The organism is Streptomyces sp. CA-142005 (assembly GCF_050942335.1).
Lineage (GTDB): Bacteria > Actinomycetota > Actinomycetes > Streptomycetales > Streptomycetaceae > Streptomyces.
Genome location: NZ_CP192078.1, coordinates 8,144,862 through 8,165,945, shown reverse-complemented (window position 1 = coordinate 8,165,945; position 21,084 = coordinate 8,144,862). Strand labels below are relative to the sequence as shown.

The 21,084-nt window shown below is 71.4% G+C and carries 16 protein-coding genes and 1 pseudogene; 5 read left to right on the top strand and 12 right to left on the bottom strand.

Annotation, left to right across the window (positions count from 1 at the left end):
* Together ACQPXS_RS38035 and ACQPXS_RS38030 are read right to left on the bottom strand one after the other, a co-directional pair.
* Complete coding sequence (locus ACQPXS_RS38035; RefSeq protein WP_433453982.1) at positions 1-1,848, bottom strand: HSP90 family protein; 1,848 nt, start codon at positions 1,846-1,848, stop codon at positions 1-3.
* 51 nt (positions 1,849-1,899) lie between these two features.
* The gene (locus tag ACQPXS_RS38030; RefSeq protein ID WP_433453981.1) at positions 1,900-2,886 is read right to left on the bottom strand and encodes a hypothetical protein; all 987 of its coding nucleotides are present in this window, start codon (positions 2,884-2,886) and stop codon (positions 1,900-1,902) included.
* Between the two features lie 346 nt (positions 2,887-3,232).
* On the opposite strand from ACQPXS_RS38030, the gene ACQPXS_RS38025 reads away from it, so the two are divergent.
* From ACQPXS_RS38025 to ACQPXS_RS38015, 3 genes are all read left to right on the top strand, one after another.
* Positions 3,233-3,847 carry a ParA family protein gene (locus tag ACQPXS_RS38025; RefSeq protein ID WP_356309951.1) on the top strand — a complete coding sequence of 205 codons (615 nt, stop codon included), beginning with the start codon at positions 3,233-3,235 and terminating at the stop codon, positions 3,845-3,847.
* Positions 3,844-4,074 carry a hypothetical protein gene (locus tag ACQPXS_RS38020; protein WP_356309954.1) on the top strand — a complete coding sequence of 77 codons (231 nt, stop codon included), beginning with the start codon at positions 3,844-3,846 and terminating at the stop codon, positions 4,072-4,074. The genes ACQPXS_RS38025 and ACQPXS_RS38020 overlap by 4 nt, the downstream gene beginning before the upstream one ends.
* A gap of 279 nt (positions 4,075-4,353) precedes the next feature.
* The gene (locus ACQPXS_RS38015) at positions 4,354-5,271 is read left to right on the top strand and encodes an alpha/beta fold hydrolase (RefSeq protein ID WP_433453980.1); all 918 of its coding nucleotides are present in this window, start codon (positions 4,354-4,356) and stop codon (positions 5,269-5,271) included.
* Positions 5,272-5,313: 42 nt separating this feature from the next.
* Here the strand turns inward: ACQPXS_RS38015 and ACQPXS_RS38010 are convergent, their stop codons facing one another.
* The 3 genes from ACQPXS_RS38010 to ACQPXS_RS38000 form a co-directional block, all read right to left on the bottom strand.
* On the bottom strand, positions 5,314-6,855 hold the full coding sequence (locus ACQPXS_RS38010) for an AMP-binding protein (protein ID WP_433453979.1): 1,542 nt from the start codon (positions 6,853-6,855) through the stop codon (positions 5,314-5,316).
* 3 nt (positions 6,856-6,858) lie between these two features.
* Positions 6,859-7,884, bottom strand: coding sequence for an alpha/beta hydrolase (locus ACQPXS_RS38005; protein WP_433453978.1), 1,026 nt, complete (start codon positions 7,882-7,884; stop codon positions 6,859-6,861).
* 394 nt (positions 7,885-8,278) lie between these two features.
* Positions 8,279-8,605 carry a putative quinol monooxygenase gene (locus ACQPXS_RS38000; RefSeq protein WP_365334319.1) on the bottom strand — a complete coding sequence of 109 codons (327 nt, stop codon included), beginning with the start codon at positions 8,603-8,605 and terminating at the stop codon, positions 8,279-8,281.
* Between the two features lie 336 nt (positions 8,606-8,941).
* Between ACQPXS_RS38000 and ACQPXS_RS37995 the strand changes: the two genes are divergently transcribed.
* Complete coding sequence (locus ACQPXS_RS37995) at positions 8,942-9,973, top strand: amidohydrolase family protein (protein WP_433453977.1); 1,032 nt, start codon at positions 8,942-8,944, stop codon at positions 9,971-9,973.
* Positions 9,974-10,048: 75 nt separating this feature from the next.
* Here the strand turns inward: ACQPXS_RS37995 and ACQPXS_RS37990 are convergent, their stop codons facing one another.
* From ACQPXS_RS37990 to ACQPXS_RS37960, 7 genes and pseudogenes are all read right to left on the bottom strand, one after another.
* Positions 10,049-12,667 (bottom strand): LamG-like jellyroll fold domain-containing protein, encoded by a 2,619-nt coding sequence (locus ACQPXS_RS37990; RefSeq protein ID WP_433453976.1) that lies wholly within the window; start codon positions 12,665-12,667, stop codon positions 10,049-10,051.
* Positions 12,668-13,058: 391 nt separating this feature from the next.
* Positions 13,059-14,645: a Na+/H+ antiporter gene (locus ACQPXS_RS37985; RefSeq protein WP_433453975.1), complete on the bottom strand. Its 1,587-nt coding sequence runs from the start codon at positions 14,643-14,645 to the stop codon at positions 13,059-13,061.
* 24 nt (positions 14,646-14,669) lie between these two features.
* Entirely contained in the window at positions 14,670-15,503 is an 834-nt protein-coding gene (locus ACQPXS_RS37980; protein ID WP_433453974.1) for an SDR family NAD(P)-dependent oxidoreductase, read from the bottom strand.
* Positions 15,504-15,735: 232 nt separating this feature from the next.
* Entirely contained in the window at positions 15,736-16,626 is an 891-nt protein-coding gene (locus tag ACQPXS_RS37975; protein ID WP_433453973.1) for an MBL fold metallo-hydrolase, read from the bottom strand.
* Between the two features lie 77 nt (positions 16,627-16,703).
* Positions 16,704-18,080: a cryptochrome/photolyase family protein gene (locus ACQPXS_RS37970; protein ID WP_433453972.1), complete on the bottom strand. Its 1,377-nt coding sequence runs from the start codon at positions 18,078-18,080 to the stop codon at positions 16,704-16,706.
* 73 nt (positions 18,081-18,153) lie between these two features.
* Entirely contained in the window at positions 18,154-19,674 is a 1,521-nt protein-coding gene (locus ACQPXS_RS37965) for an SDR family oxidoreductase (RefSeq protein WP_433456148.1), read from the bottom strand.
* Between the two features lie 616 nt (positions 19,675-20,290).
* A pseudogene (locus ACQPXS_RS37960) lies at positions 20,291-20,434 on the bottom strand (SAM-dependent methyltransferase); the annotation flags it as partial.
* Positions 20,435-20,533: 99 nt separating this feature from the next.
* Here ACQPXS_RS37960 and ACQPXS_RS37955 point away from each other — a divergent pair.
* Positions 20,534-21,040, top strand: coding sequence for a hypothetical protein (locus tag ACQPXS_RS37955; protein ID WP_433453971.1), 507 nt, complete (start codon positions 20,534-20,536; stop codon positions 21,038-21,040).
* The last annotated feature ends 44 nt before the right edge of the window (positions 21,041-21,084 follow it).

The window sequence follows — 21,084 nt, the reverse complement described above, 5'->3', positions numbered from 1 at the left end:
TCAGCTGTCCTTGCGGAGGGCGTGGGCGAGAAGGTCGAGGAAGGAGCGGTTGATGAGGCTCGACTCGGCGGGCCTGAGCGGGCGCCGGGACAGCATCGCGGCCTGCCCGTAGAGGGCTTCGGCGCTGGTGCGGGCCAGTTCGGGCTCGTCGATGGTGACGGCCGTGCGGACCAGCGGGTTGAGCTGGTTGAGAATCAGCTGGGCCCGCGGAGCCTCCTGACGCAGATGGCCGAGGATGTCGCCCCACAGGCCGCCCTGCTGCTCGCGGGCGAGCTGGGAACGGGTCCGCTCGTGCCGGGCCTCGCGGCTGTCGAGGAGCAGGGCGGGGGCGGAGGCGGGCTGGAAGGTGCGCAGCGCGACGTCGCAGTCGAAGACGGCCAGGGCGTCGCGGGCCAGGGCGAGGTAGGCCGCGGCGGCCAGTTCCGTCTCCCGGTCGACGGAGTCGAGGTGGGCGGTGAGCGTGGCCGGGTCGAGGTCGGCGACGCTCACCTCCGGCCTGATCTCCGGTAGCCGGTGGACCAGTTCACGGTCGTAGGTGTAGCCGCCGTTGACGACGCCGAGCCCGGCGGCCGAGGCGATCGCCGCGACCTGCCGGAACTCCTCCACGCTGGACGTCACCAGCACGGTGCGGTGGGTGCGCGCGAACTCGTCCAGCGTGGCGTGGCCGTCGGTGGTCTCGAACGGCAGCCACGGCAGCAGCATCCGCAGGATCTCGTCGTCGTGCACCGCCAGCGACTTCACGGCCAGGTGGTGGGCCTGGAGGAAGCGGCCGAGGAGGTCCGGGTCGCTGGCGGCGGTCCGGGCGATCCACGCGCGCAGCCGTTCGGCGAGGGCGTCGCGGACGGCGGCGAGGGTGTCGTCCTCGTACAGGGACTCGCGGGACGCCGTCGGGCGCAGGCTCTCGGCGTCGACGACGCAGCGGACGAAGAACGCCCACTCGGGCAGGATCTCCTCGGCCTGCTCGGACAGCAGCATGCCCTTGACGTGCACGCGGTGGCCGTGGCGGCGTCCGGCCGGCACCGCCTCGGACAGCACGCACGCGATGCCCTTCAGGCCCACGGCCGGCAGGTCCAGCTCGATGGTGTCCAGCGGTGTGAACCCGAAGACCTCCTCGCCGTACGCGGCCAGCGCGCGGGAACGGGCTCCCGGCGTGGGGTACGTACGCGCCCAGGGTGCGGGCTCGGGGTTGACGGGCGCGCCCGGGCCGCCCGTGCCGTCGTCGAAGGTCACCGGGTGGCGCAGCAGGGAGCCGAAGTGCCGGGCCAGCGCGTGCACCTGGGCCGGCCGGGTCCACTCGCCCGCGTCGGCGCGGGGCGTCAGCGTGACGGTGGTGCCGGGCCGCGGGCGGGCGGAGGCGGGCAGGGTGCGGACGGAGTAGCTGCCGTCGCCGCGTCCCCGCCACTCCACGACGGGCGCGTCGGGGGTGCGCGCGGAACGGCTCAGGACGTGGATCTCGTCCGCGACCAGGAAGCAGGAGAGCAGGCCGATGCCGAACTGGCCGATGAAGTCGGCGCGTTGCTCGGCGATCTTCTCGGCGCGCTTGCTGCTGCGGCCGATCGTGGCGAGGAAGGTGTGCACGTCGGCCTCGGTGAGACCGACGCCGTCGTCCTCGACGCGCACCGCCGAACCGTCGGCGTACAGGCGGATGCCGAAGGCGCCGGCCGCGGCGCCCGGTTCGAGGCCGTGCCGCGCGGTCAGCGCGTCCACCGCGTTCTGCATCAGTTCGCGCAGGTAGACGCGGGGGCTGGAGTAGAGGTGGTGGGAGAGGAGATCGACGAGGCCGCGCAGATCCACCTGGAAGGTGCGGTCGGTGCCGGCCGGGCGGGGCGGGGTGTCGGGCAGAGTCATCGGGCAGTCCGGGGTCGGGGTGTTCGAGGAGTGGCAGGTGGCGTGGCGGGCTCAGGCGTTGCGCCGGGCGCGGGCGTACATCTTTTCCGGCTGCGCCATGTACTTCCACGGCCACGAGGTGTAGGCGCCCTGGAGCTCCTGGAAGACGCGCGGCAGCGCGATGCTCTCGGAGGCCAGCGACAACGCCATGGCGAAGATGTTGAAGTCCTCCTGCCAGCCGGGGCGTCGCTCGTAGGCGGGGTGGAGGATGCTGCGCTCGGCCGCCTCCCGCAACTCGTCCTGGATCTCGGGGGTGACGAGGCAGTCCTTGCTGTCCGACTCCACCCAGTCCTCGATGTGCGCCATGGCGATCACACAGCCGAGACGGTGGCCCTCGGGCGCGCCGGCGAACGCCTCGCGGGCGAACGCGAGTGCCTGGCCCGGCTCGCCGCTCCAGCGGGGCTGAAGGTACGACACCCACTCGATGTGGGTCTCCAGGTCCAGCGGGTCGCGGCGCAGGGCGGCGTCGAGCCGGGTCTCGTTGACGGCCGGGCCCAGGGACATGCCGCGGCCGGAGGTGAGCAGACGGCGCCAGGGCGTGACCGATTCCGGGCGCAACTCGGCGGCTTCCAGCAGCTGTTCCTCGGCGATGTGGAGCCGCTCGTGGAAGGTCCGCCACTGCTCCTGTGTGACGTCCACGGCACGCGCGCTGGTGCGCGCCTCCCAGCCCCAGATGATGTGGCGCGCCCCGGATATCAGCAGGGCCGTCGCCCGGTGCTCCTTGTCCTCCTCGACGGCCCGGCCGATCCAGTCCTGCACGCCGTCCAGGTCGGCCAGTTCGCCCAGGACCTGGTGGTCACGGCCGAGGTCGAAGGGAGCCGACGCCGCCTTGACCGCCTCCCAGTCACCCGCCTCCGCCGCCTCCACCAACGCCAGCACCCGGGCGTCCCCGAGGGCGCGCAGCGTGTACATCCCGTTCTTCTGCTTGCGTGGGACGGGAAGGGCGTGCGGATCCGCCGCCGGTCTGTCCCCACCCCTGCCGAACAGCTTGCCGAACATGCCGCGCCCTCCCCAGGTCCCGCGTGATCGTTTGGTGCAGCATAAGCGGCACCACCGACACCGCTTCCACAGGGTTTCCACGGGCGCTCCACGACCCCCGGTCCCCCCTCGCGTCCCTCCCGGTCCCGGGCCGCCCTCGTCCGCCGGCTCCGCGGCCCGCATCCATCACCGACAGACATGTCCGCCTTCTGTCCCCGAGCGGTCACCCGGGGGAAGGCCGGAGGTTAGCCCGCGGGAATGATTCGCCGGCGCCGCAGGGTGAACCGTGCACGGTGACCCGGCGTCGACGACAGGCGTCGGCGCTCGGCCGTTAGCGTCGGCTCCTGTGCCGCTGAGCTATGCATTCGTGAACCTCAAACCCGGCGTGGGGAAGACGACCAGCGCGGTCTGGCTGGCCCACGCGCTGCACGCATCGGGCCTGTCACCGTTGCTTGTGGACTGCGATCCCGCCTCTTCCGCGCTGCGCTGGAGCGAGCTGGCGGGCGGTTTCCCGTTCCCCGTGCTCGCCCTCCCCGTGGGCGACGTACACCGGCGGGTGAACGACTTTCTCGACAACCGACGGGCAGTGGTCTTCGACGCCCCGCAGCTGGAAGACCACGCCCCCATCGCCCGAGGCGTCATGCGGTACGCGAGCGAGTGGATCGTGCCCGTGACCCCGGCCCCCATCGAACTGGACCGCATGGCGCCCATCGACCGTGAAATGGATGAGATGCAGTCCCTGCGCTCCCAACCGGCCCGCACCGCCGTCCTGCTGAACCGCACGAACCGCCCCGGCGCCACCCGTACCGGTCCGGACGCCGACGCCCGCGAAGCCCTCACGGAGCGGGGCTTCGACGTGTTGTCCACGCATGTCCCACGACTCGACCTGTACTCCCAGTCCTTCGGCAGCCCCGTCGAGGTGAAGGGCACGGCCTACATGGATCTCGCAGAGGAACTCATCGACCGTCAGGACAGGGCATGAACCAGCGCAAGGACACCTACCGGGCCGCACTGCAGCGGCGACCGGACACGACGGCCCCCGCTTCCGCTCCCACCAAAGTCACCCGGCTCGACACCCGCTACCTCAAGGTGACCATCGAACTCGACCTCGCCTTCGCACGTGACCTCACCGGCTGGGCAGGACAACCGCTGTCCGCACTCGCGCGCGCCGGCGAGGCGGTCCTGCGACCGCTACGACAGGACCCGTAGGCCGCCATCGATCACGCACTCCCCTGCACCCGGCGGAGTAGTCACGATGGCTCCCCCCGCAGGATGACCGGGGGTGTGCCATGGGCGATGCTGTGGGTTGTGACAGCTGATCTTCCCCGAGTCGGAGACGGGGACGCAGACGGGGACGGGGCCGGGGGCGGGGGTTCCCGTCCGGCATCCGCTCCGCCGTCGCCCCCCGCCGAGCGCGCGCAGCGACCGCGCCGCTCCCGGCTGCGGCGGTGGCTGCGGCGCACCGCACTGGGCTGTGCCGTCGTGCTGGTGGTCGTCACAGCGGCCTCGTTCGTCTACAACGCCGCCACCGCCGGGCGCGCCGCACCGCCGCGGGGGCTCAGGTACGTGCAGGCCGCCGACGTCCGCACGCGCTACCAGACCTGGGGCACGGCGGGCCCACCGGTCGTCCTGGTACACGGCGCCTTCGAATCCGTGGACACCTGGTCGCGCCTTGCCCCGCTGCTCGCCCGCGACCACCGGGTGTACGCCCTCGATCTGACCGGCGACGGATACAGCGAGCGCCACGGCCCGTACACCGTCGACCATTTCACCCGGCAGCTCCTGGGCTTCCTGAACGCCATGCACCTCGGCGGTCCGGGCGAGCGCCCGCTGCTGGTGGGGCACTCCAGCGGAGCCGCCGTGGTCACCGAGGCAGCTTTGCGGGCCCCTGGCCGGCTGGGGGGTGTGATGCTCCTCGACGGCGACGCCCTCGACACGGGCGCCGGGCCGCCGCCGGCCTTCAAGCACGTGCTGATCAACCCGTACCGCACCAGCCTGCTGCGGATCGGGCTCGGCATCGACGCGCTGATCCGCAGCGTGTACGACGCGCAGTGCGGGCCCGCCTGTCCGCGCCTGGACGCCGCCGGCCTGGACCAGTGGCGGCGCCCGCTCCGGGTGCCGGGCGCGGAGAACGCGCTGTGGAGCATGCTGGCCGCCGGGGTGCCGGGACTGCCCGCGGACCAGGTGGCTCGGCTCGCCCGGGTGCGCCTGCCCAAGTCGGTGGTGTTCGGCGCCAGGGACGACGTGTTCACCCGGCAGACCCCGCAGGAGACCGCCCGGCGCATCGGCGCACCGCCTGCCACGCTCATCCCGGGCGCCCGGCACCTGACGATGATCTCCAGCCCCGAGGCGGTCGCGGCGGCCGTGGACAGGCTCACGGCGGCATCGGCCACGGCGTCCCGGTGACTGGGCGGAGTGTGGCTTCGAACGCAGCCAGGGGGCCGGTGGTCAGTTGACCTTCCGGTCCAGGCCGGACCAGTACGGCTGGCGGAGTTTGAACTTCTGGATCTTGCCGGTGGCCGTTCGGGCGATGGCGTCGCGGAACTCGACGCTCGTCGGCGCCTTGTAGCCGGCCAAGCGCTGCTTGCAGTGGGCGATGATGTCGGCCTCGGCCGCCGTGGCTCCCTCGGCGAGCACCACCAGGGCCTTGATCGTCTCGCCCCACTTCTCGTCCGGGACCCCGATGACGGCGACCTCGGCGACCGCCGGGTGGCTGAAGACGGCGTCCTCCACCTCGATGGAAGACACATTCTCGCCGCCTGTGATGATGACGTCCTTCTTCCGGTCGGAGATCGTCAGGTGACCGTCGGACTCATCGATCCTGCCGCCGTCCCCGGTGTGGAACCACCCGCCCTCCAGGGCCACCGCGGTCTCCTGCGGCTTGTCCCAGTACCCGTCCAGCACGACGTTCGACCGGGCCAGCACCTCGCCGGTCTCGGAGACCTTCAGCCTGACTCCGAGCGCGGGCAGTCCTGCACGGGACAGCTTGCGCGCCCGTTCCCCAGCGGGCAGTCCCGCATCCGCCGGCCTGGACCGGTTGAACGTGAGCAGCGGGGACGTCTCGGTCAGGCCGTAGATCTGCGTGAACTCCCAGCCCAGTTCCTCCTCCACCCGCTGGATCAGCGTGCTCGGCGGCGGAGCCCCCGCGCACACGATCCGCACCCGATCACGGCCGGGGATCTCGCCCTCCCAGGAAGCTGCCGCATCCAGCACCGCCTTCCACACCGTCGGTGCGCCGCACATGAGCGTCACGCCGTGCCGGTCGACCCGGCGCAGGATCTCCGCGCCGTCGATCTTGCGCAAGACCACCTGCTTCACGCCCAGTCCGGCCATCACGTACGGCATGCCCCAGCCGTTGCAGTGGAACATCGGCAGCGTGTGCATGTACACATCGCGCTCCCATGCCCTGGTGTGCAGCCCGAAGGTCATCCCGTTCACCCAGATGTTGCGGTGCGTCAGCTGCACGCCCTTGGGGCGGGCGGTGGTCCCTGACGTGTAGTTGATCGTCGCGGTGGCATCCTCGTCCGGATCCGACCAAGGGCGTGGGGCTACGCCGAACCGCATCAGCTCGGTCTCGGTCTCTTCCCCGAGGACGAACCGGTGGCGCGCCTTGACTCCGGACAGCGCCTCGTTCAGCTCCGGGTCGACGAGCAGCACCGACGAGCCGCTCTGCTGCACCACGTACTCGACCTCGTCGGGCCTGAGGCGGAAGTTGACCGGCACGCAGATCCGGCCGCTCATCGGCACCGCGAACAACAGCTCCAGCAGCCGTGCGGAGTTGTGGCTGACCACCGCCACCCGCTCACCCTCACCCACGCCCAGCGCATCCAGCCCCGCCTGCCAGGCACGCACGCGCTCACCCAGCCGCCCATACGTCGTCTCCGGTACCGGCGGGCCTGGCTGATCCGGCTCGTCCACCACACCGGTGTCGGAGGCGAAACCCAACTCGGCCCGCTCGAGAAAGTCGGCGACCGTCATCGGAACACGCATAGCTCACTCTCCTGCATCCGGAACAACTCCTTCGCGCGGAAGCCCCGTGCCTGCCGGTGGTCTACCCAGCCGGCCGCTCGTGCCTGCCGTGCCGCCGCTCACGCCCGCCGCGTCGAGCAGATGGCCGGCCACTGTGCGCGCGCCGTCGTCGCCGATGAGCACGGTGTAATGGTTGACGTCCGCCACCCGGTGCGTCGTCAGCCGGGCGGGGTCGAGGCCGGCGGCGGCCAGTCGCTGCTCGTCGTACAGGCCCTGCGGCTCGTCCATCAGGCCCCGGTCGGCCCACAGAAGCCGTGCGGGCAGCTTCAGTCGGCCCACCGCGGCCAGTACGTCCGGATCGCACAGCACCTGCGTGCCGTCGACGCGCACGGCGTCGCGGACGCAGGACGAGCGCAGTCGCGGTTCCGCGCCGACGAGGTCGCGTTGGATGTAGGCGTCCGCCCACGGCGACCACGCACCGGAGAAGGCCGGATGATCCTGCCAGTAGTCCCGGTATGCCTGCCGGTCGGGGAAGGTCATGGCCAGCCTGCGCATCGCCGGGCCGATGACGGCGTCGAGGAGCGCGTCGGGGTCCAGCTGGGTCGGTGCGGGGAAGCCGAGGCCGCCGTCGACGAGGACGAGCGAGGCGAACCTCGCAGGATGGTGCACGCCGGTGAACGCGCTGACGAAGGCGCCCATCGAGTGACCGGCGAGCACCGCCCCCTGCAGCCCGAACGCCTCGGCGACCGCCGCCACGTCGGCGGCGTGTGCGGCGATGCCATAGGGACCGGGCAGCGACCGGCTGCCGCCCCGGCCCCGCAGGTCGGGCGCGATCAAAGTGGCCTTGCCCGCGAGGTGGTGGGCGACCCGGGCCCAGGAGAGCGCGTTCGCGGTGATGCCGTGCACCGCGAACACGACGGGAGCGCCCGGGTCTGCCGCGGGCCAGCACAGCACGGTGAGTTCGCCGCCGCTGACGGGCACGGCGAGTTCTTCGTACGGATCGGTCTGCGGCGCGGCCTTGCGGCGAGGGACCTCGGCGTGACGCGTCATTTTCGGCGACTCCTCTTCTCGTCGCGCACCGAAATCGTGCCGTCCGGTCGCGTGGCGCGCACGATATGGCCCTGCGAGCGGATCCGACATGTGCTCGGCGCATGCAGGTGGCCTCGGTTTCGTGTGGTAGGTCCACGTGGTCGAGGTGCAGTGTGCGCCGCCTTGCGCGCGTTACGGTCGAGGCGAAGCAGGCCGGGCAAACGCCAAGTGCGGGCCATTCGTTTGCTGGATCTTCACCCAGTGCCCCGGCTCTTCAGGGGCACGGCACAGCTCAGCACGCCTGTCGTGGAGCGGCTTGGTCTCGGGCAGCGCGACCAGTCGACGCCATGCCGCTCTCCCGCAACCGAACGCTGAATCCCTTCCGCCAGGCGGCGGAAGCTCCTCCGCGACTCCGTCAGCCCTCCACGGCCATTTCCCCGAGCAGGGACCAGTCGTCCTGCTCCAGGACGGCGTTGACGATCCGCGGGGTCTCGGCCAGGTGAGGGGGCAGGGTCTGCTGTGCCGACTTGAAGTGGTCGGACTGGACATGCGCGGTACCGGCGTCACCGTCCCGGAACGCCTCGACGAGCACGTACTCGGTCGGATCGTCGAGGCTGCGCGACCAGTCGAACCACAGACAGCCGGGCTCACTGCGCGTGGCCTCCGTGAACTCGCGCGAGATCTCGGGCCACCTCTCCGCATACTCCGGCTTGATCCGGAACTTGGCCGTGATGAAGATCATTTCCCGCTCCCTGATCGCATGTGATCTTCACCCATCGTAGGACGCCGGGCGGCCACCGCGCGGTAACGCGAGGCGTCAGAGCTGCCAGGCGCGAGACTCCTTCCCGGCCACGACGGACCCGAGCGCCGGCGGCATCCCCTGACGCCCAAGGGGGAACAGTCGCTACGACTCAGCCGGCGCAACGGGTGGGCCGCTCGGGCCTGGAACCCGCTCGTCAGGGCCGGAGGCCAAAGCCTCACACGGCACCTCACCGCCGCGGCCCGCGTGACGCACACCTCACCCGCCACTGCGGCCAGGGGTGGACCCGCTCCCTCACCAAGGCCGATCGTGGGCGTCATGGACGATCACCGCAAGGCTCCCCCCGCCCCTGCCGGCTCCACCGAGCCCGAGCACGCCCACGGGCCCGCACACAGTGCCGGATCACCGAGGCCGGGGGCGGCCACGGGTGCGCCAGGGGAGACGGACGAGGACGTGACGTCGAGTCGCGCACAGGCCGAGGAGGTCCGTGCCTTCTGGGGCCGGCTCGCTCTGCCCGGGCTGGTCGACGTCCACACGCACTTCATGCCCGAGCGTGTCCTGCACAAGGTCTGGGACTACTTCGACACGGGCGGACCGCTGATCGGGGGCGTCGAGTGGCCGATCTCCTACCGGGAGGGGGAGGCGGAACGCACGGCCCTGCTCCGGCAGTTCGGCGTCCGGGCCTTCACCGCGATGCTCTACCCGCACAAGCCCGGCATGGCCCGGTGGCTGAACGGATGGGCGGCCGACTTCGCCCGCCGTACCCCCGACTGTCTGCACACCGCGACCCTCTACCCCGAGCCGGGTGTCGAGACGTACGTCCGCGAGGCCGTCGAAGCGGGCGCGCGCGTGTTCAAGGCGCATGTGCAGGTGGGGGCCTACGACCCGGCCGACGAACTTCTCCGGCCGGCCTGGGGGTTGCTGGCCGAGGCGCGGATTCCCGTGGTGATCCACTGCGGCTCCGGACCCGCGCCCGGCAAGCACACCGGTCCCGAACCGATCGCGCGCGTACTGGCGCGGCACCCGAAGCTGCGGCTGGTCGTCGCGCATCTGGGCATGCCCGAGTACGAGGAGTTCCTCGGCCTCGCCGAACGGTACGACCAGGTACGGCTCGACACGACGATGGCGTTCACCGACTTCGCCGAGGACCTCATGCCGTTCCCCCGCCACGCCCTGCCTCGGCTCGCCGGACTCGGCGACCGCATCCTGCTCGGCTCCGACTTCCCCAACGTCCCCCACCCGTACGTCCATCAGCTCCACGCCCTGGAGCGCCTGGACCTCGGACAGGAGTGGCTGAGGGCCGTGTGCCACGACAACGCGGCCTCGTTGTTCGGACTCCTTCCGCGGTGAGGCGGTGAACCGAGCCGACCACCCGTAGCTCTGTTTCCCGAGCGATGGAAGCAGTGGGCGTCGGGCAGTGAGCGATCAGCTCAGGACGAGTTCCAGTACGGTGACCGAGAGCGGTGGCACGGTGCTGGTGAAGGACGCCGCCGCGCCGGTCACGGTGCTCGTCCTGGGCACCAACGTGTCGGGGGACGTCAGCGTGTTGGTGGCGGTGCGCGAAGGACCGGTCAGGACCGTCGCGGTGGCCTGTCGCTTGACCCCCTTGGCCAGTCCCTTCAGCTCGACCGGCACCTTCACCTTCTCCGTGCCGCAGTTGACGATCGCGACATAGAGGCGGTTCCCGGAGCGGGTGGCCACGGTGGCGAGGCCGGGCAGCGCACGTGCGGTGGCCGGAAGCACCGTGTTGCCGAGCCTGCTGGTCAGCATCTGCTGCGCCCAGTAGCTGGGCGACACGTAGCTGGTCAGATTGTCGTAGGCGATCAGGTTGGTGGCCCAGACGTTGTTCTTGACGTGCGAGAAGAGCGGCGCGTAGCACTCCATGAGGACCTGGTCCGAGTTGCGGATCAGCCCGGCCAGCCAGGCGGCGTCGCCGAGCGCCGCGTTGAGGTCGGGGGTGGGGCGGCCCTCCTGCGCGGCCCACTCCCCGACGAACACCTTCGTCGAATTGCGGTCCCGGTTGTCGTACTTGTGGCTGGAGGCCTGGGCGGCGGACGGCGCGAGGTAGTAGTGCTCGTCGATCAGGTCCGGGGTGCGGCTCGTGACGGACGTCGTGGCGATCAGCTTCAGATGCGGGTACTTCGCCTTGATGGCGTCGTGGAAGGCCGCGAACCGCTCGTTGTACGACCCCGAGGAGTCGAACCAGTCCTCGTTGCCGATCTCCACGTACTCCAGCGGGAACGGCTCGGGATGCCCGTCGGCGGCACGTCGTGCGCCCCAGGTGCTGGTGACGGGACCGGTGACGTACTCGATCTCGTCGAGCGCGTCCTGGACGAACGGCTTGAGGGCGTCACCGGTGACGTGTTCGCCCTTGAGCGCGTAGCCGGCGTAGACGGCGAGGACCGGCTGGGCGTGCATGTCCTCGACCCATTCCAGGTATTCGAGGAGTCCGAGGCCGTCCGTGGACCAGTAGCCCCAGGCGTCGTCCATGTGGCCGGGGCGTTCCCAGACCGGACCGATGGTGTTCTTCCAGTTGAACCGTGTCGCGATGGTGTTGCCTTCGAGGAAGTTCCCGCCGGGGAAGCGCAGGAACTTCGGCTTCAGCGCGACCAGTTTCTCCATCAGGTCGATGCGCAGGCCGTTGGGCCGGTCGTTGTAGGTGGGCGGGAAGAGGGACACGTGCTGGAGCCACAGGGTCTCGCCCGCGGCGGCGGGGTCGGCCGTGGTGACGGTCAGCCTCGCGTCGCCGACCACGGGGGTGCGCGAACCGGTGCGCAGGGTCAGCTCGAACGGCCGGCCGGGGAAGACGGTGCCTATATGGGGCACGTGGGCGGACGCGTAGACCGTCGCGCCGTCCGCCGACTCGATGGCCACCGTGAGCGGGCCGATGCGCCGCGAGGCCTTGGCGAACAGCCGGGCGGTGTAACTGGTTCCGGGCCGCACGGGTATGCCCCAGAAGCCGTCGTTGGCGACGCCGGCCCGGTTTCCGGCCCCGGTGCTGCTCGGCAGTGCGACCTTGAGGGAACGGTCGAGCGCGGCGTTGAGCGGGGTGGAGGCGTCGAGCGCGAGCGTGGAGCCGCCGACGGCGGACCAGTGGACGGGCGTGGTGTCGCTGGCCATCATCGAGCGGTTCTGCACCAGTTCGGCGTAGATGCCGCCCTCGCCGGAGTGGTTGATGTCCTCGAACATCAAGCCGGGGAGGATGGGGGACACGGCGTGCGCGGGGTTGGCGACGTCCACGCTCAGCAGCGGCGTCGTGGTCTCCACGGGCACCCCGGCCAGCGCCGCGACCTGGTCGGAGGTGAGGGCGGAGGGGAACATCCATACGTCGTCGATGAGGCCATGCCACTGGTCGACGTGCCCACCGCCGTAGAGCGCACGGCCGATGGCGGTGTCGCCGCTGCCGGCCCAGCCCGCGGTGTAGGCGGTCTCCCCCTCCAGCACGCCGTTGACGTAGAGGCGGATGACGCCGGCGGTCGGGTCGCTGACTCCGACCAGGTGGGTCCAGGTGTCGGTGGTGGGCGCTGAGGCGGCGGCCGCCACCGCGGCGCTCTGGGTGGCGTCCGAGCCCAGCCGGGCGAAGGCGAACGTGCCGGTGTCGTCGCGCAGTCCCAGGTAGAAGGAGCTGACGACCTTGCCGTCGATGCTGACGGCGGTCTGGTAGCCGCCGAGTTGAGCGAGGTTGACCCAGACGCCCACCGAGAACGCCTTGGAGGCGTCGAGGGCCGGCCCGGACGCCGTGGCGTTGCCGCCCGCCCCGAGGTTCAGGCTGTGGGTTCCGACCTTGCCGGTGTCCCAGCCGGCCGCGCCCTGGAGGGTGGCGGTACGAGCGTTGCCGGAGGAGTCGGCGGCCGACGTGCCGGAGCCTTCGTCGAAGGTCCAGTGGGCGGCTGCGGCGGGGAGGTCCGCGGCGGTGGCGCCTGCGGTGGTGCGGGCGAGTTCGGCGGCTCCGGCGGGAGCGGCGGCGGCGAAGGTCCCGGCGAGGGAGGCGGCGCCCAGGACGGTGAGGACGGTTCTGCGCGGAACTCCGGCTTCCGAAGGCATGCGGCTCATTCCTTTGCGACAGACGTTGCGTTGCGTACCGGCGAGAGGAGGGCAGCTTGCGGAAGCTGCCGGCCGAATCGTTCGATATTCCGTACAGTGATCGGTACTTCGAGCAGCAGGGATCTTAAGGTGTCGGCGAGTCCCGTCAACACCCCTCGTACGGCAATGCTTCTCCCGGCGCGGGTACCGGCCCGGCGACGTCCGCGTCCGGGAAATCCGGCTGGGCACACGTCTCCTGACGACCAGCCGGTGATCTCCTGAGTCCCGCAACCGTCCCGGCTCCGACTCCATGCCTCAATCCGACCGCCTTCCCCACGAAAGGCCGCGGATCAGGTTCAGCCCGTACGCCACTGCCTTGGACGCAGCCTGAGAGGGTCACCGGGGCCGGCAGTCAGTCGCGGGGGCGGAGGCTGGCCTCTTCGAGGTCGAGTTCGTGCTGGATCCGGCGCCGGGTGGCGTTGCTGATCTTGTTCGCTTCGTAGAGGTGCTGGAGCTCGGCCGCCTCGATGGCGATGAGCGTCCGGCGAATCTCGCGGTAGGCGTCGGCGGGACGGGCGTCCGGGTCGCTGTAGTGGGCGTCTTCCACCTGATGGATACGCGCTTCCAGATGCCGACGAGCCTGTTTCAAGGCGGCCTGCGCGGCGGCACCCAGATCGGCGAGCTCTTCCACGTCGCCGAGCTGCTCGAGCTCCGCAAGTGCGGCACGCGCGATCTCTCGGCGGGTCCGCGCCTCCTCGCGAGCGGTGTGCTCCGGTTCCACAGCGATGCCGGAACGGCGGACGACAGGGGCCAGGGTGAAACCCTGGAAGACGAGAGTCAGCGCGACGGTCCCGGTGGTGAGCGTGAGAATGAGCGCCCGGTGCGGCAGCGGCGCCCCGGTGTGGGTGACCAGGGGGATGGAGAGCGCGGCGGCCAGCGGCATGACGCCCCGGGTGCCCGCCCAGGACAGGACGGCCGGAACGCGCCAGGAGAGGGGGTTGTCGCCGATCCTGTGCCGGTGATGGATCAGGGCGGACAGCGGGAAGATCCACAGCAGGCGGATCGCCAGCAGGGTGAAGGCGATCACCGGCACCCACAGCGGCCAGCCGTGCTCGTCGGCCGCGAGGTGGCGGACGACCCAGGGAAGCTCCAGGCCGATCAGGGCGAAGACGACGCTCTCCAGCAGGAAGGTCACGGTGTCGTAGACGGCGTGGATCTGGAGGCGGATGGAGGCGTTGCTGAGCTTGTGGCCACTGCTGCCGAGGACCACCCCGGACACGATGACGGCGGTCACGCCGGAGGTGTGCAACTCCTCCGCGATCACATAGGACGCGTACGGAGTCACCAACGCGATGACGGTCTCCAGCATGGGGTCGTCGGTCCGTCTGCGGATCAGGGTCACCACCGCGGCGACCGCCGCACCCATGAGGGCTCCTCCGCCCGCGAGAACCAGGAACTGCAGGGCCGTCCCGGACACGCTGATGGCGCTGCCGGTCACCGCGGTCACCACGGCGACCTTGTACAGGACCAGCGACGTGGCGTCGTTGAACAGGCTTTCCGCCTGCACCAGGGCCTGCACGCGCGGGGGGAGGGACAGACGTCGGCCGAGCGCGGTGACGGCCACGGGGTCGGTGCTGGCCAGCGCGGACCCGAGGATGAGCGCGGTCGCGGCGGTGAGCGGAGTGATCGCGGCGGCGATGTACCCGACGGCAAGGGCCGAGACGACGACCAGACCGAAGACCAGTCCGCTCACCGGCCTCCACACGGTGCGCAGGTCGCGGACGGAGATTTCCCCGGCCGAGGCGTAGAGCAGCGGGGGCAGCACCAGCACGCTGATCACCTGGGGCGGCAGACGCACTTCGGGGACCCACGGCATCAGCCCCACGACGAGGCCGGCGATCACGAGGAGTGACGGAGCGGGCAGGCTCCAGCGCCGGGCACCGCTCGCCACCGCTGTGGCCAGGACCACGAGCAGCAGGACGACGGTCAGACCGGTCATGGAGCGTCCCCAGTGGATCGACGGTCAGTGTTCCTGGGCCGTGGGGCGGACCATGATCTCGTTGACCGCGACGTGCGGCGGCTGCGTGATCACGAAGGTGATGGCACGGGCGATGTCTTCGGCATGCAGCCAAGCGTCCTGCGGCACGCCACGGGCGGCGCCGGCACCGGGGCCCGTCGCCATCTCCGTCACCGTCATACCCGGCTCGATCAGACCCACCCGGACGCCCCTTCCCGTCACCTCCTGGCGCAGGGCCTCGCTGAACGCGCCCACCGCGTGCTTGGTCGCCGAATACACACCGTTGTTCCTGCGCACCACCCGGCCCCCGACGGAACTGACGTTCACGAGATCAGCGACCCCGCGCGGGCCGTTCGCCGCCGCCCGCAGCAGATGGGGCAGCGCCGCCTGCGACAGGTGCAGGACGGCGTTGAGGTTGAGATCGACCATCCGCTCCCACTCCGCCGGGTCGCCGTCCCCGATGGTGCCCATGGCCACGTAACCGGCGTTGTTCACGAGCACGTCCAACCGCGCGAAGGAATCCACGGCGTCCTCGACGGCCCGACGCGCCTGCGCCGCGTCTCCGAGGTCGGCGGTGAGAACGCTGCACGAGCCGCCCCGGTCACGGATCACTCCGGCCAGGTCCTCCAGCCGCCCCGTACGCCGGGCGACCACCGCCACGTCGGCGCCCTGCCGCGCGAGCGACAGGGCGGTGGCCGCGCCGATGCCGCTGGACGCGCCCGTCACCAGCGCCGCGCATCCGGCCAACGGCGCATCGCCGACGGCGCCGCCTGCACCTGCCGCCGTAACGCCCTGATCCGCAGCTTCCGCCTGGCCGGCGTTCGGGTCCCTCACACTCATGATCACCCTCACAGGTCATCCCGCCCAGGGCAGCCCGAGGTGCCGCGAGCCTCGTACCACAGCCGCGGGCACGGTGCCGCCTGCTCTTCGAAGCTTGCACCACGTAGTCCAAGACCGCCTTCGCGCGTTCCTTCGCCGGGAGTCGTCGGCCGCCTCGAACCGGGTTCTCGGCGACTCGCGCCGGGCTGGTCACGTGCCGCGGCGGCCGCACATGGGCGAGAAGGACGGGCTGTCAGGCTGGGGGGACGGGCAGCAGCCGGTAGGCGTCCCCGGCCGTGACCACGCGGCCGGCGGTGGGCGGCGGGAAGTGGGTGCCGAGGACGAGAGTGTCCGTGCCGGCCAGCGAGCCGAGCAGTTGGCGGCGCGTGGCCTCGGACTGCCGCGGGTCGATGTCGACGCAGGCGCCGATGGCAGGGTGGGCGAGCTGGACCGGATGGTGGACGCAGTCGCCGGTGATCAGTGCCGTCTCACCCCGGCTGGTCAGCTCGACGGCGACGTGGCCGGGGGTGTGGCCGGGCGTGGGCGTCAGGCGTAGGCCCGGGGCGATTTCCACGCCCTCGGCCGGGACGTCGACGAGGTCCAGCAGACCCGCCTGCTCGACCGGAATCACGGAGTCGCGGAACATCTGCTCGCGTGGCTCGTCCATGTCGTACGTGCCCCAGAACTCCCGCTCGGTGCGGGAGGTGAGGTAGCGGGCGCCGGGGAAGGAGGGGGCCCACTCGCCGTCGACGTCCCGCGTGTTCCAGCCGACGTGGTCGGCGTGCAGGTGGGTGAGGATCACCAGGTCGACGGCGTCCGGGGCGAAACCGCGGGCGGTGAGGCGCTCCAGGAAGTCGGTCCGCAGGTTGTGCCAGGCCGGGTTGGCCCGCTCCTTGCCGTTGCCGATACCGGTGTCGACGAGAACACGCAGCCCGTCCACGACGAACGCGAAGCTGTGGCTGTCGAGGCGCAGGATGCCCTCCTTGTCGGCGAAGTGGGGGCGCAGCCAGTCCTGGCCGGCGACCACCTCCGGGGTGGCGTCGGGCAGCAGCCACGGTCCGGTCGCGGGCGGCAGCAGGATCTCGTCGATGCGGTGGACGGTGATGTGGCCCACGGTCCAGGCGGGGGTGGGGGAATTCCGCATGATTCGTCGTTCCTCTGTGGTCGTCGCGGGGTGGGTCGTCCCGCGCGGTGACGCGGCGAGTGCCGGTTCGGCCAAGGTCACTCCTGCGGGTGGCGGGCCCGGCGGAACCTGTCCAAACCCTCGGACAGGTCCACGATCGGGTCGGGGTAGTCGAGCGCGGCTCGGACCGCTCCGGGCAGCTTCCACGGCTCGTGCACCGCAGGCGCGTCGATGTTCCTCAGCACGGGCACCCAGCGGTGGACGTAGGTGCCGTCGGGGTCGTACCGCTTGGCCTGGATGACGGGGTTGAGGACCCGGCCCGGCCGGGTGTCGGTCCCGGTCCCGGCCACCCACTGCCAGTTGAGCTGGTTGTTGGCGATGTCACCGTCGACCAGCCAGTACAGGAAGTGGGCCGCGCCGATGCGCCAGTCGACGTAGAGCGTCTTGGTCAGGAAGCTCGCGGTCAGCAGGCGGGCCCGGTTGTGCATCCAGCCCTCGTGGCGCAGCTGCCGCATCGCGGCGTCGATGACCGGGTAGCCGGTACGGCCTTCCCGCCAAGCCTCGATGTCGGCCTTCGCCGTGCGCTCGGTGCGCCAACGGTCGCCTTTGGTGCGGTAGTCGGCGTGGGCGGCGCCCGGGCGGGCGGCGAGCATCTGCCGGTGGAAGTCGCGCCAGGCGAGCTGCCGTACCAGCGCCTCGGCGCCCGGACCGCCGCGGCGGCGGGCCCGGTGCACCAGTTCTACCGGGGAAAGGGTGCCGAAATGCAGGTGCGCGGAGAGCCGGGAGGTGGCGTCGGCGGCCAGGTCGTCCCGGGTGTCGTCGTAGGTGTCCATGCCGTGCCGCCAGTAGGCGGTCACCCGCTTGCGGCCCTCGGTCTCTCCGCCGGGCGGCAGGGCGGGCGAGACCCCGGTGACCTCGCCGCGGGCGGGCACCGGCTCGCCGTTCACCTGGTCGGGCACGTGCACGCGGCGCGGGGCGGCCACAGCCGTGCGCAGACGGGCCTGTGCCCACCGCCGGTAGTACGGCGTGAAGACGGCGAAGTGGTCCGACGAGGAGGGGGTGACCTCGCCGGGCGGCACGGCCACGGTGACCGCGTCGTGGACGAACAGGCGGCGGCCGCCGGACTCCAGGGCCCGCCGGAGCCGGTCCTCCCGGCGGGTGGCGAAGGCGCTGTGCGCCGCCGCCATGTGTACCCCGTCGGCGTCCGCCTCCCGCACCGTACGGCACACCTCCTCCACCAGGTCGCCGGAGCGCACCACGAGGCGTCCGCCGCGCACGCGCAGGGAGGCGTCCAGGTCGGCCAGGCAGTCGGCGAGGAAGGCGCTGCGGTTCGGCGTGGCGAACCCGGCGGCTTCGACGGCCAGGTCGCGCACGAAGAGCGGGACGACCGCGTCGGCGGACCTCAGCGCCGCGCGCAGCGGCGGGTGGTCGTGCAGGCGCAGATCGGAGGTGAACAGGACGACCGAGACGCGCATGGGCTTCACCTTCTCTCCGCTGTCCTCCGGCGGCACGGCGCTCCCGGAAGCGGTGCGGCCGGTCGTGAGGGGCTCAGCTGTGCGGGGCAAGGTCCTGCTGGGCGCGGGCGGCGGCGCGGACGATGTTACGCGCCATGCCTCCGAAGACGATCGCGTGGAAGGGAGACACGCCCCACCAGTACAGGTGACCCAGCAGTCCACGCGGGTGGAACAGCGCCCGCTGCCGGTATCGGACAGGTCCGCCGCCGTTGCCGTCCACGCGCATCTCCAGCCAGGCCAGACCCGGCAGCCGCATCTCGGCGCGCAGCCGCAGCAGCCGGCCCCGTTCGATCTCCTCCACCCGCCAGAAGTCAAGCGAGTCGCCCACCCGCAGCCGCCGGGCGTCCCGCCGGCCCCGGTGCAGGCCGACGCCGCCGACGAGGCGGTCGAGCCAGCCGCGCACAACCCAGGCCAGGGGAAAGGAGTACCAGCCGTTCTCACCGCCGATGCCCTCGATGACCTGCCACAGCGCGTCCGGCGCCACATCCGTCTCGCGTTCGCGGATGTCCGCGTACAGGCTGCCGCCTGCCCAGTCCGGGTCGGTCGGCAGCGGGTCGCTGGGGGCGCCCGGCACCGAAGCCGAGGACCAGCGCGTGGCGACCTGGGCCTCCCGGACGCGCTGCAACGCCAGGGCGACTGCCTGGTCGAAGCCGAGCGGATGGCCGGGCGGACTGGGCACGTACCGCTCGATGTCCCGCTCCCGGCAGACCACTTCGTGGCGCAGGGACTCCGTGAGCGGGCGGGCGATCGAGGCCGGCACCGGGGTCACCAGGCCGACCCACTGACTTGACAGTCCGGGTGTCAGCACGGGCACGGGCACGATGAGCCGCCGGGGCAGCCCGGCGACGGCGGCGTACCGCTGCATCATCTCCCGGTAGGTGAGCACCTCCGGGCCGCCGATGTCGAAGGCGCGGCTGACGTCGGCGGGCAGACGGGAGCAGCCCACCAGGACGCGCAGGACGTCCCGCACCGCGATGGGCTGGATACGGGTGTGCACCCAGCGCGGGGTGACCATCACCGGCAGCCGCTCGGTGAGGTAGCGCAGCATCTCGAAACTGGCCGAGCCGGAACCGATGATGACGGCGGCGCGCAGGACGGCGGTCGGCACACCCGAGTCGAGGAGGATGCGGCCCACCTCGGCACGGGAACGCAGGTGGGGGGAGAGACGCGACTCGGCAACCCCTTCGGGGGTCAGCCCGCCGAGGTACACGAGGCGGCGGACGCCGGCCCGGCGGGCCTGCTCGCCGAAGACGCGGGCCGCTTCGCGGTCCCTCTGTTCGAAGTCTCGGCCGGTGCCGAGCGCGTGCACCAGGTAGTAGGCCATGTCCACGCCGTCCATCGCTCGTGCCACCGACGCGGCGTCGAGGACGTCGCCCTGGACGACCTCCGCCCGGGCGGCCCACGGATGGTCCCGCAGCTTGCCCGGTGTGCGTGCAAGGCAGCGTACCCGGTACCCGGCGTCCAGCAGCTCGGGCACGAGCCGACCGCCGATATAGCCGCTCGCGCCGGTAACCAGACAGGTCGGCGCCTCGTGAGCCGCCGCCCCGTCCCCGATCGTCGTCGTCCTGGTCGCCTCGTCCGCCACGGGTACCGTCCCTGTACTTGCTCCTGCGCCGGTGCACCGCAGCGCGCTCTGCTGAACTTCTACAGTGCTGGCCGCCCGGCCGGGCGCGCCTCGTGCGCACGGTGATCGGGTGACGTCCGAGGCCACCAGCGCCCCGGGGCAAAGGACCGCCCGGCACGACCGGACTGGCCCATGTATCACGCCGCACCCGGCGGGCACGCTGATCGCACGGCGTCCGACCTCAGTGCACCACACGCGCGCCGCGCACCCTGCTCACGCCGCCGCCCGCAGCCCAGGGTGGCACCAGTACCTCCCACGGCCCGGTCCGGTCACTGCCGGCTGGTGCCGACCGGCGCGTCCCAGGAGGTCGCCACGCGCCACCGGCAGCGCGCGGAACAGGTGGTGCCCCGACTGAGGCGCGGCGCTGCCGCGGCCGGCGACGCGACGGCGCGGACGGCGGCCCACCGCCCGGTCCGCCCGCCGTGCGTGGCCATGCCGGTCGCGCGACACCGAACCACAGCAGCCCGTGGGGCGACTCTGTGTCCGAGGGGTGAGCCGAAGGCAGACGATGCGGTCGTGGTGGTGCAAGGACACCTCGTGGTGCAGCTCAGCGGCGGTGGACGCTGACGGCGTAGCCGCCGCCGTCGTAGGGGTCGGCGTCCCAGGTGGCGAAGCGGTCGACCAGCGTGAGGCCGGCCGTGGCGCAGCAGTCGTCGTACTCGGGCAGCGTGATGCTGGGCGCCAGGTGTGCGGTAGCTGACGCGTGCATGCCGAAAGCGTGACCACTGGGACACGGCATGTTCATGCTCGATTCAGATGGTTAATGCCTCTGCCCTCAATCCTCGCGATCATGAAATCTCGGAAGACCCTGAGACTGACCCTGCCCATGATGTTCGCCGCCCTCATGCTCACCGTGGCGGGCTCGATGTCCAGTGCGTTCGCGGCGACCGACTGGGTGTACAAGAACGCCTACGAGGGCAACTGCCTCACCGGCTCCACCACGACCAGCAACGTCTGGTCGGGCCCCTGCGACGAGTCGATAGGCACCTACTGGTTCTGGGGCAGTTCGTATACCGCCTACCCCAGCGGGATCACCTACCGCCAGCTGAGGAGCTCCGGCACCGGCAAGTGCCTCACCACGGACGACAAGTCCGCCACGAACGCCGTGTGGCTGAGCACCTGCGACAGCGGCCTCAACCCCGGGCAGTTGTGGAACGGCGACTACAACGAGCTCTCGACCTACAGCGGGGAGAATGACCTGCGCACCTCGGCCAACGGTGATGCCGTCTACTCCACCCCCTGGGGCCAGTCCGGCATCGAGGTCGGACGATGGACCTGGTACGGCACACACTACTGACCACCCCACGACGTGACGAGGGCCCTGCTGGTTGGACCTCTTGA

Bases quoted from the DNA above. Each gene is read 5' to 3' on its own strand.
- ACQPXS_RS38035 (WP_433453982.1), bottom strand. From the start codon at position 1,848: ATGACTCTGCCCGACACCCCGCCCCGCCCGGCCGGCACCGACCGCACC.
- ACQPXS_RS38030 (WP_433453981.1), bottom strand. From the start codon at position 2,886: ATGTTCGGCAAGCTGTTCGGCAGGGGTGGGGACAGACCGGCGGCGGAT.
- ACQPXS_RS38020 (WP_356309954.1), top strand. From the start codon at position 3,844: ATGAACCAGCGCAAGGACACCTACCGGGCCGCACTGCAGCGGCGACCG.
- ACQPXS_RS38010 (WP_433453979.1), bottom strand. From the start codon at position 6,855: ATGCGTGTTCCGATGACGGTCGCCGACTTTCTCGAGCGGGCCGAGTTG.
- ACQPXS_RS38005 (WP_433453978.1), bottom strand. From the start codon at position 7,884: ATGACGCGTCACGCCGAGGTCCCTCGCCGCAAGGCCGCGCCGCAGACC.
- ACQPXS_RS38000 (WP_365334319.1), bottom strand. From the start codon at position 8,605: ATGATCTTCATCACGGCCAAGTTCCGGATCAAGCCGGAGTATGCGGAG.
- ACQPXS_RS37995 (WP_433453977.1), top strand. From the start codon at position 8,942: ATGGACGATCACCGCAAGGCTCCCCCCGCCCCTGCCGGCTCCACCGAG.
- ACQPXS_RS37990 (WP_433453976.1), bottom strand. From the start codon at position 12,667: ATGCCTTCGGAAGCCGGAGTTCCGCGCAGAACCGTCCTCACCGTCCTG.
- ACQPXS_RS37985 (WP_433453975.1), bottom strand. From the start codon at position 14,645: ATGACCGGTCTGACCGTCGTCCTGCTGCTCGTGGTCCTGGCCACAGCG.
- ACQPXS_RS37980 (WP_433453974.1), bottom strand. From the start codon at position 15,503: ATGAGTGTGAGGGACCCGAACGCCGGCCAGGCGGAAGCTGCGGATCAG.
- ACQPXS_RS37975 (WP_433453973.1), bottom strand. From the start codon at position 16,626: ATGCGGAATTCCCCCACCCCCGCCTGGACCGTGGGCCACATCACCGTC.
- ACQPXS_RS37970 (WP_433453972.1), bottom strand. From the start codon at position 18,080: ATGCGCGTCTCGGTCGTCCTGTTCACCTCCGATCTGCGCCTGCACGAC.
- ACQPXS_RS37955 (WP_433453971.1), top strand. From the start codon at position 20,534: ATGAAATCTCGGAAGACCCTGAGACTGACCCTGCCCATGATGTTCGCC.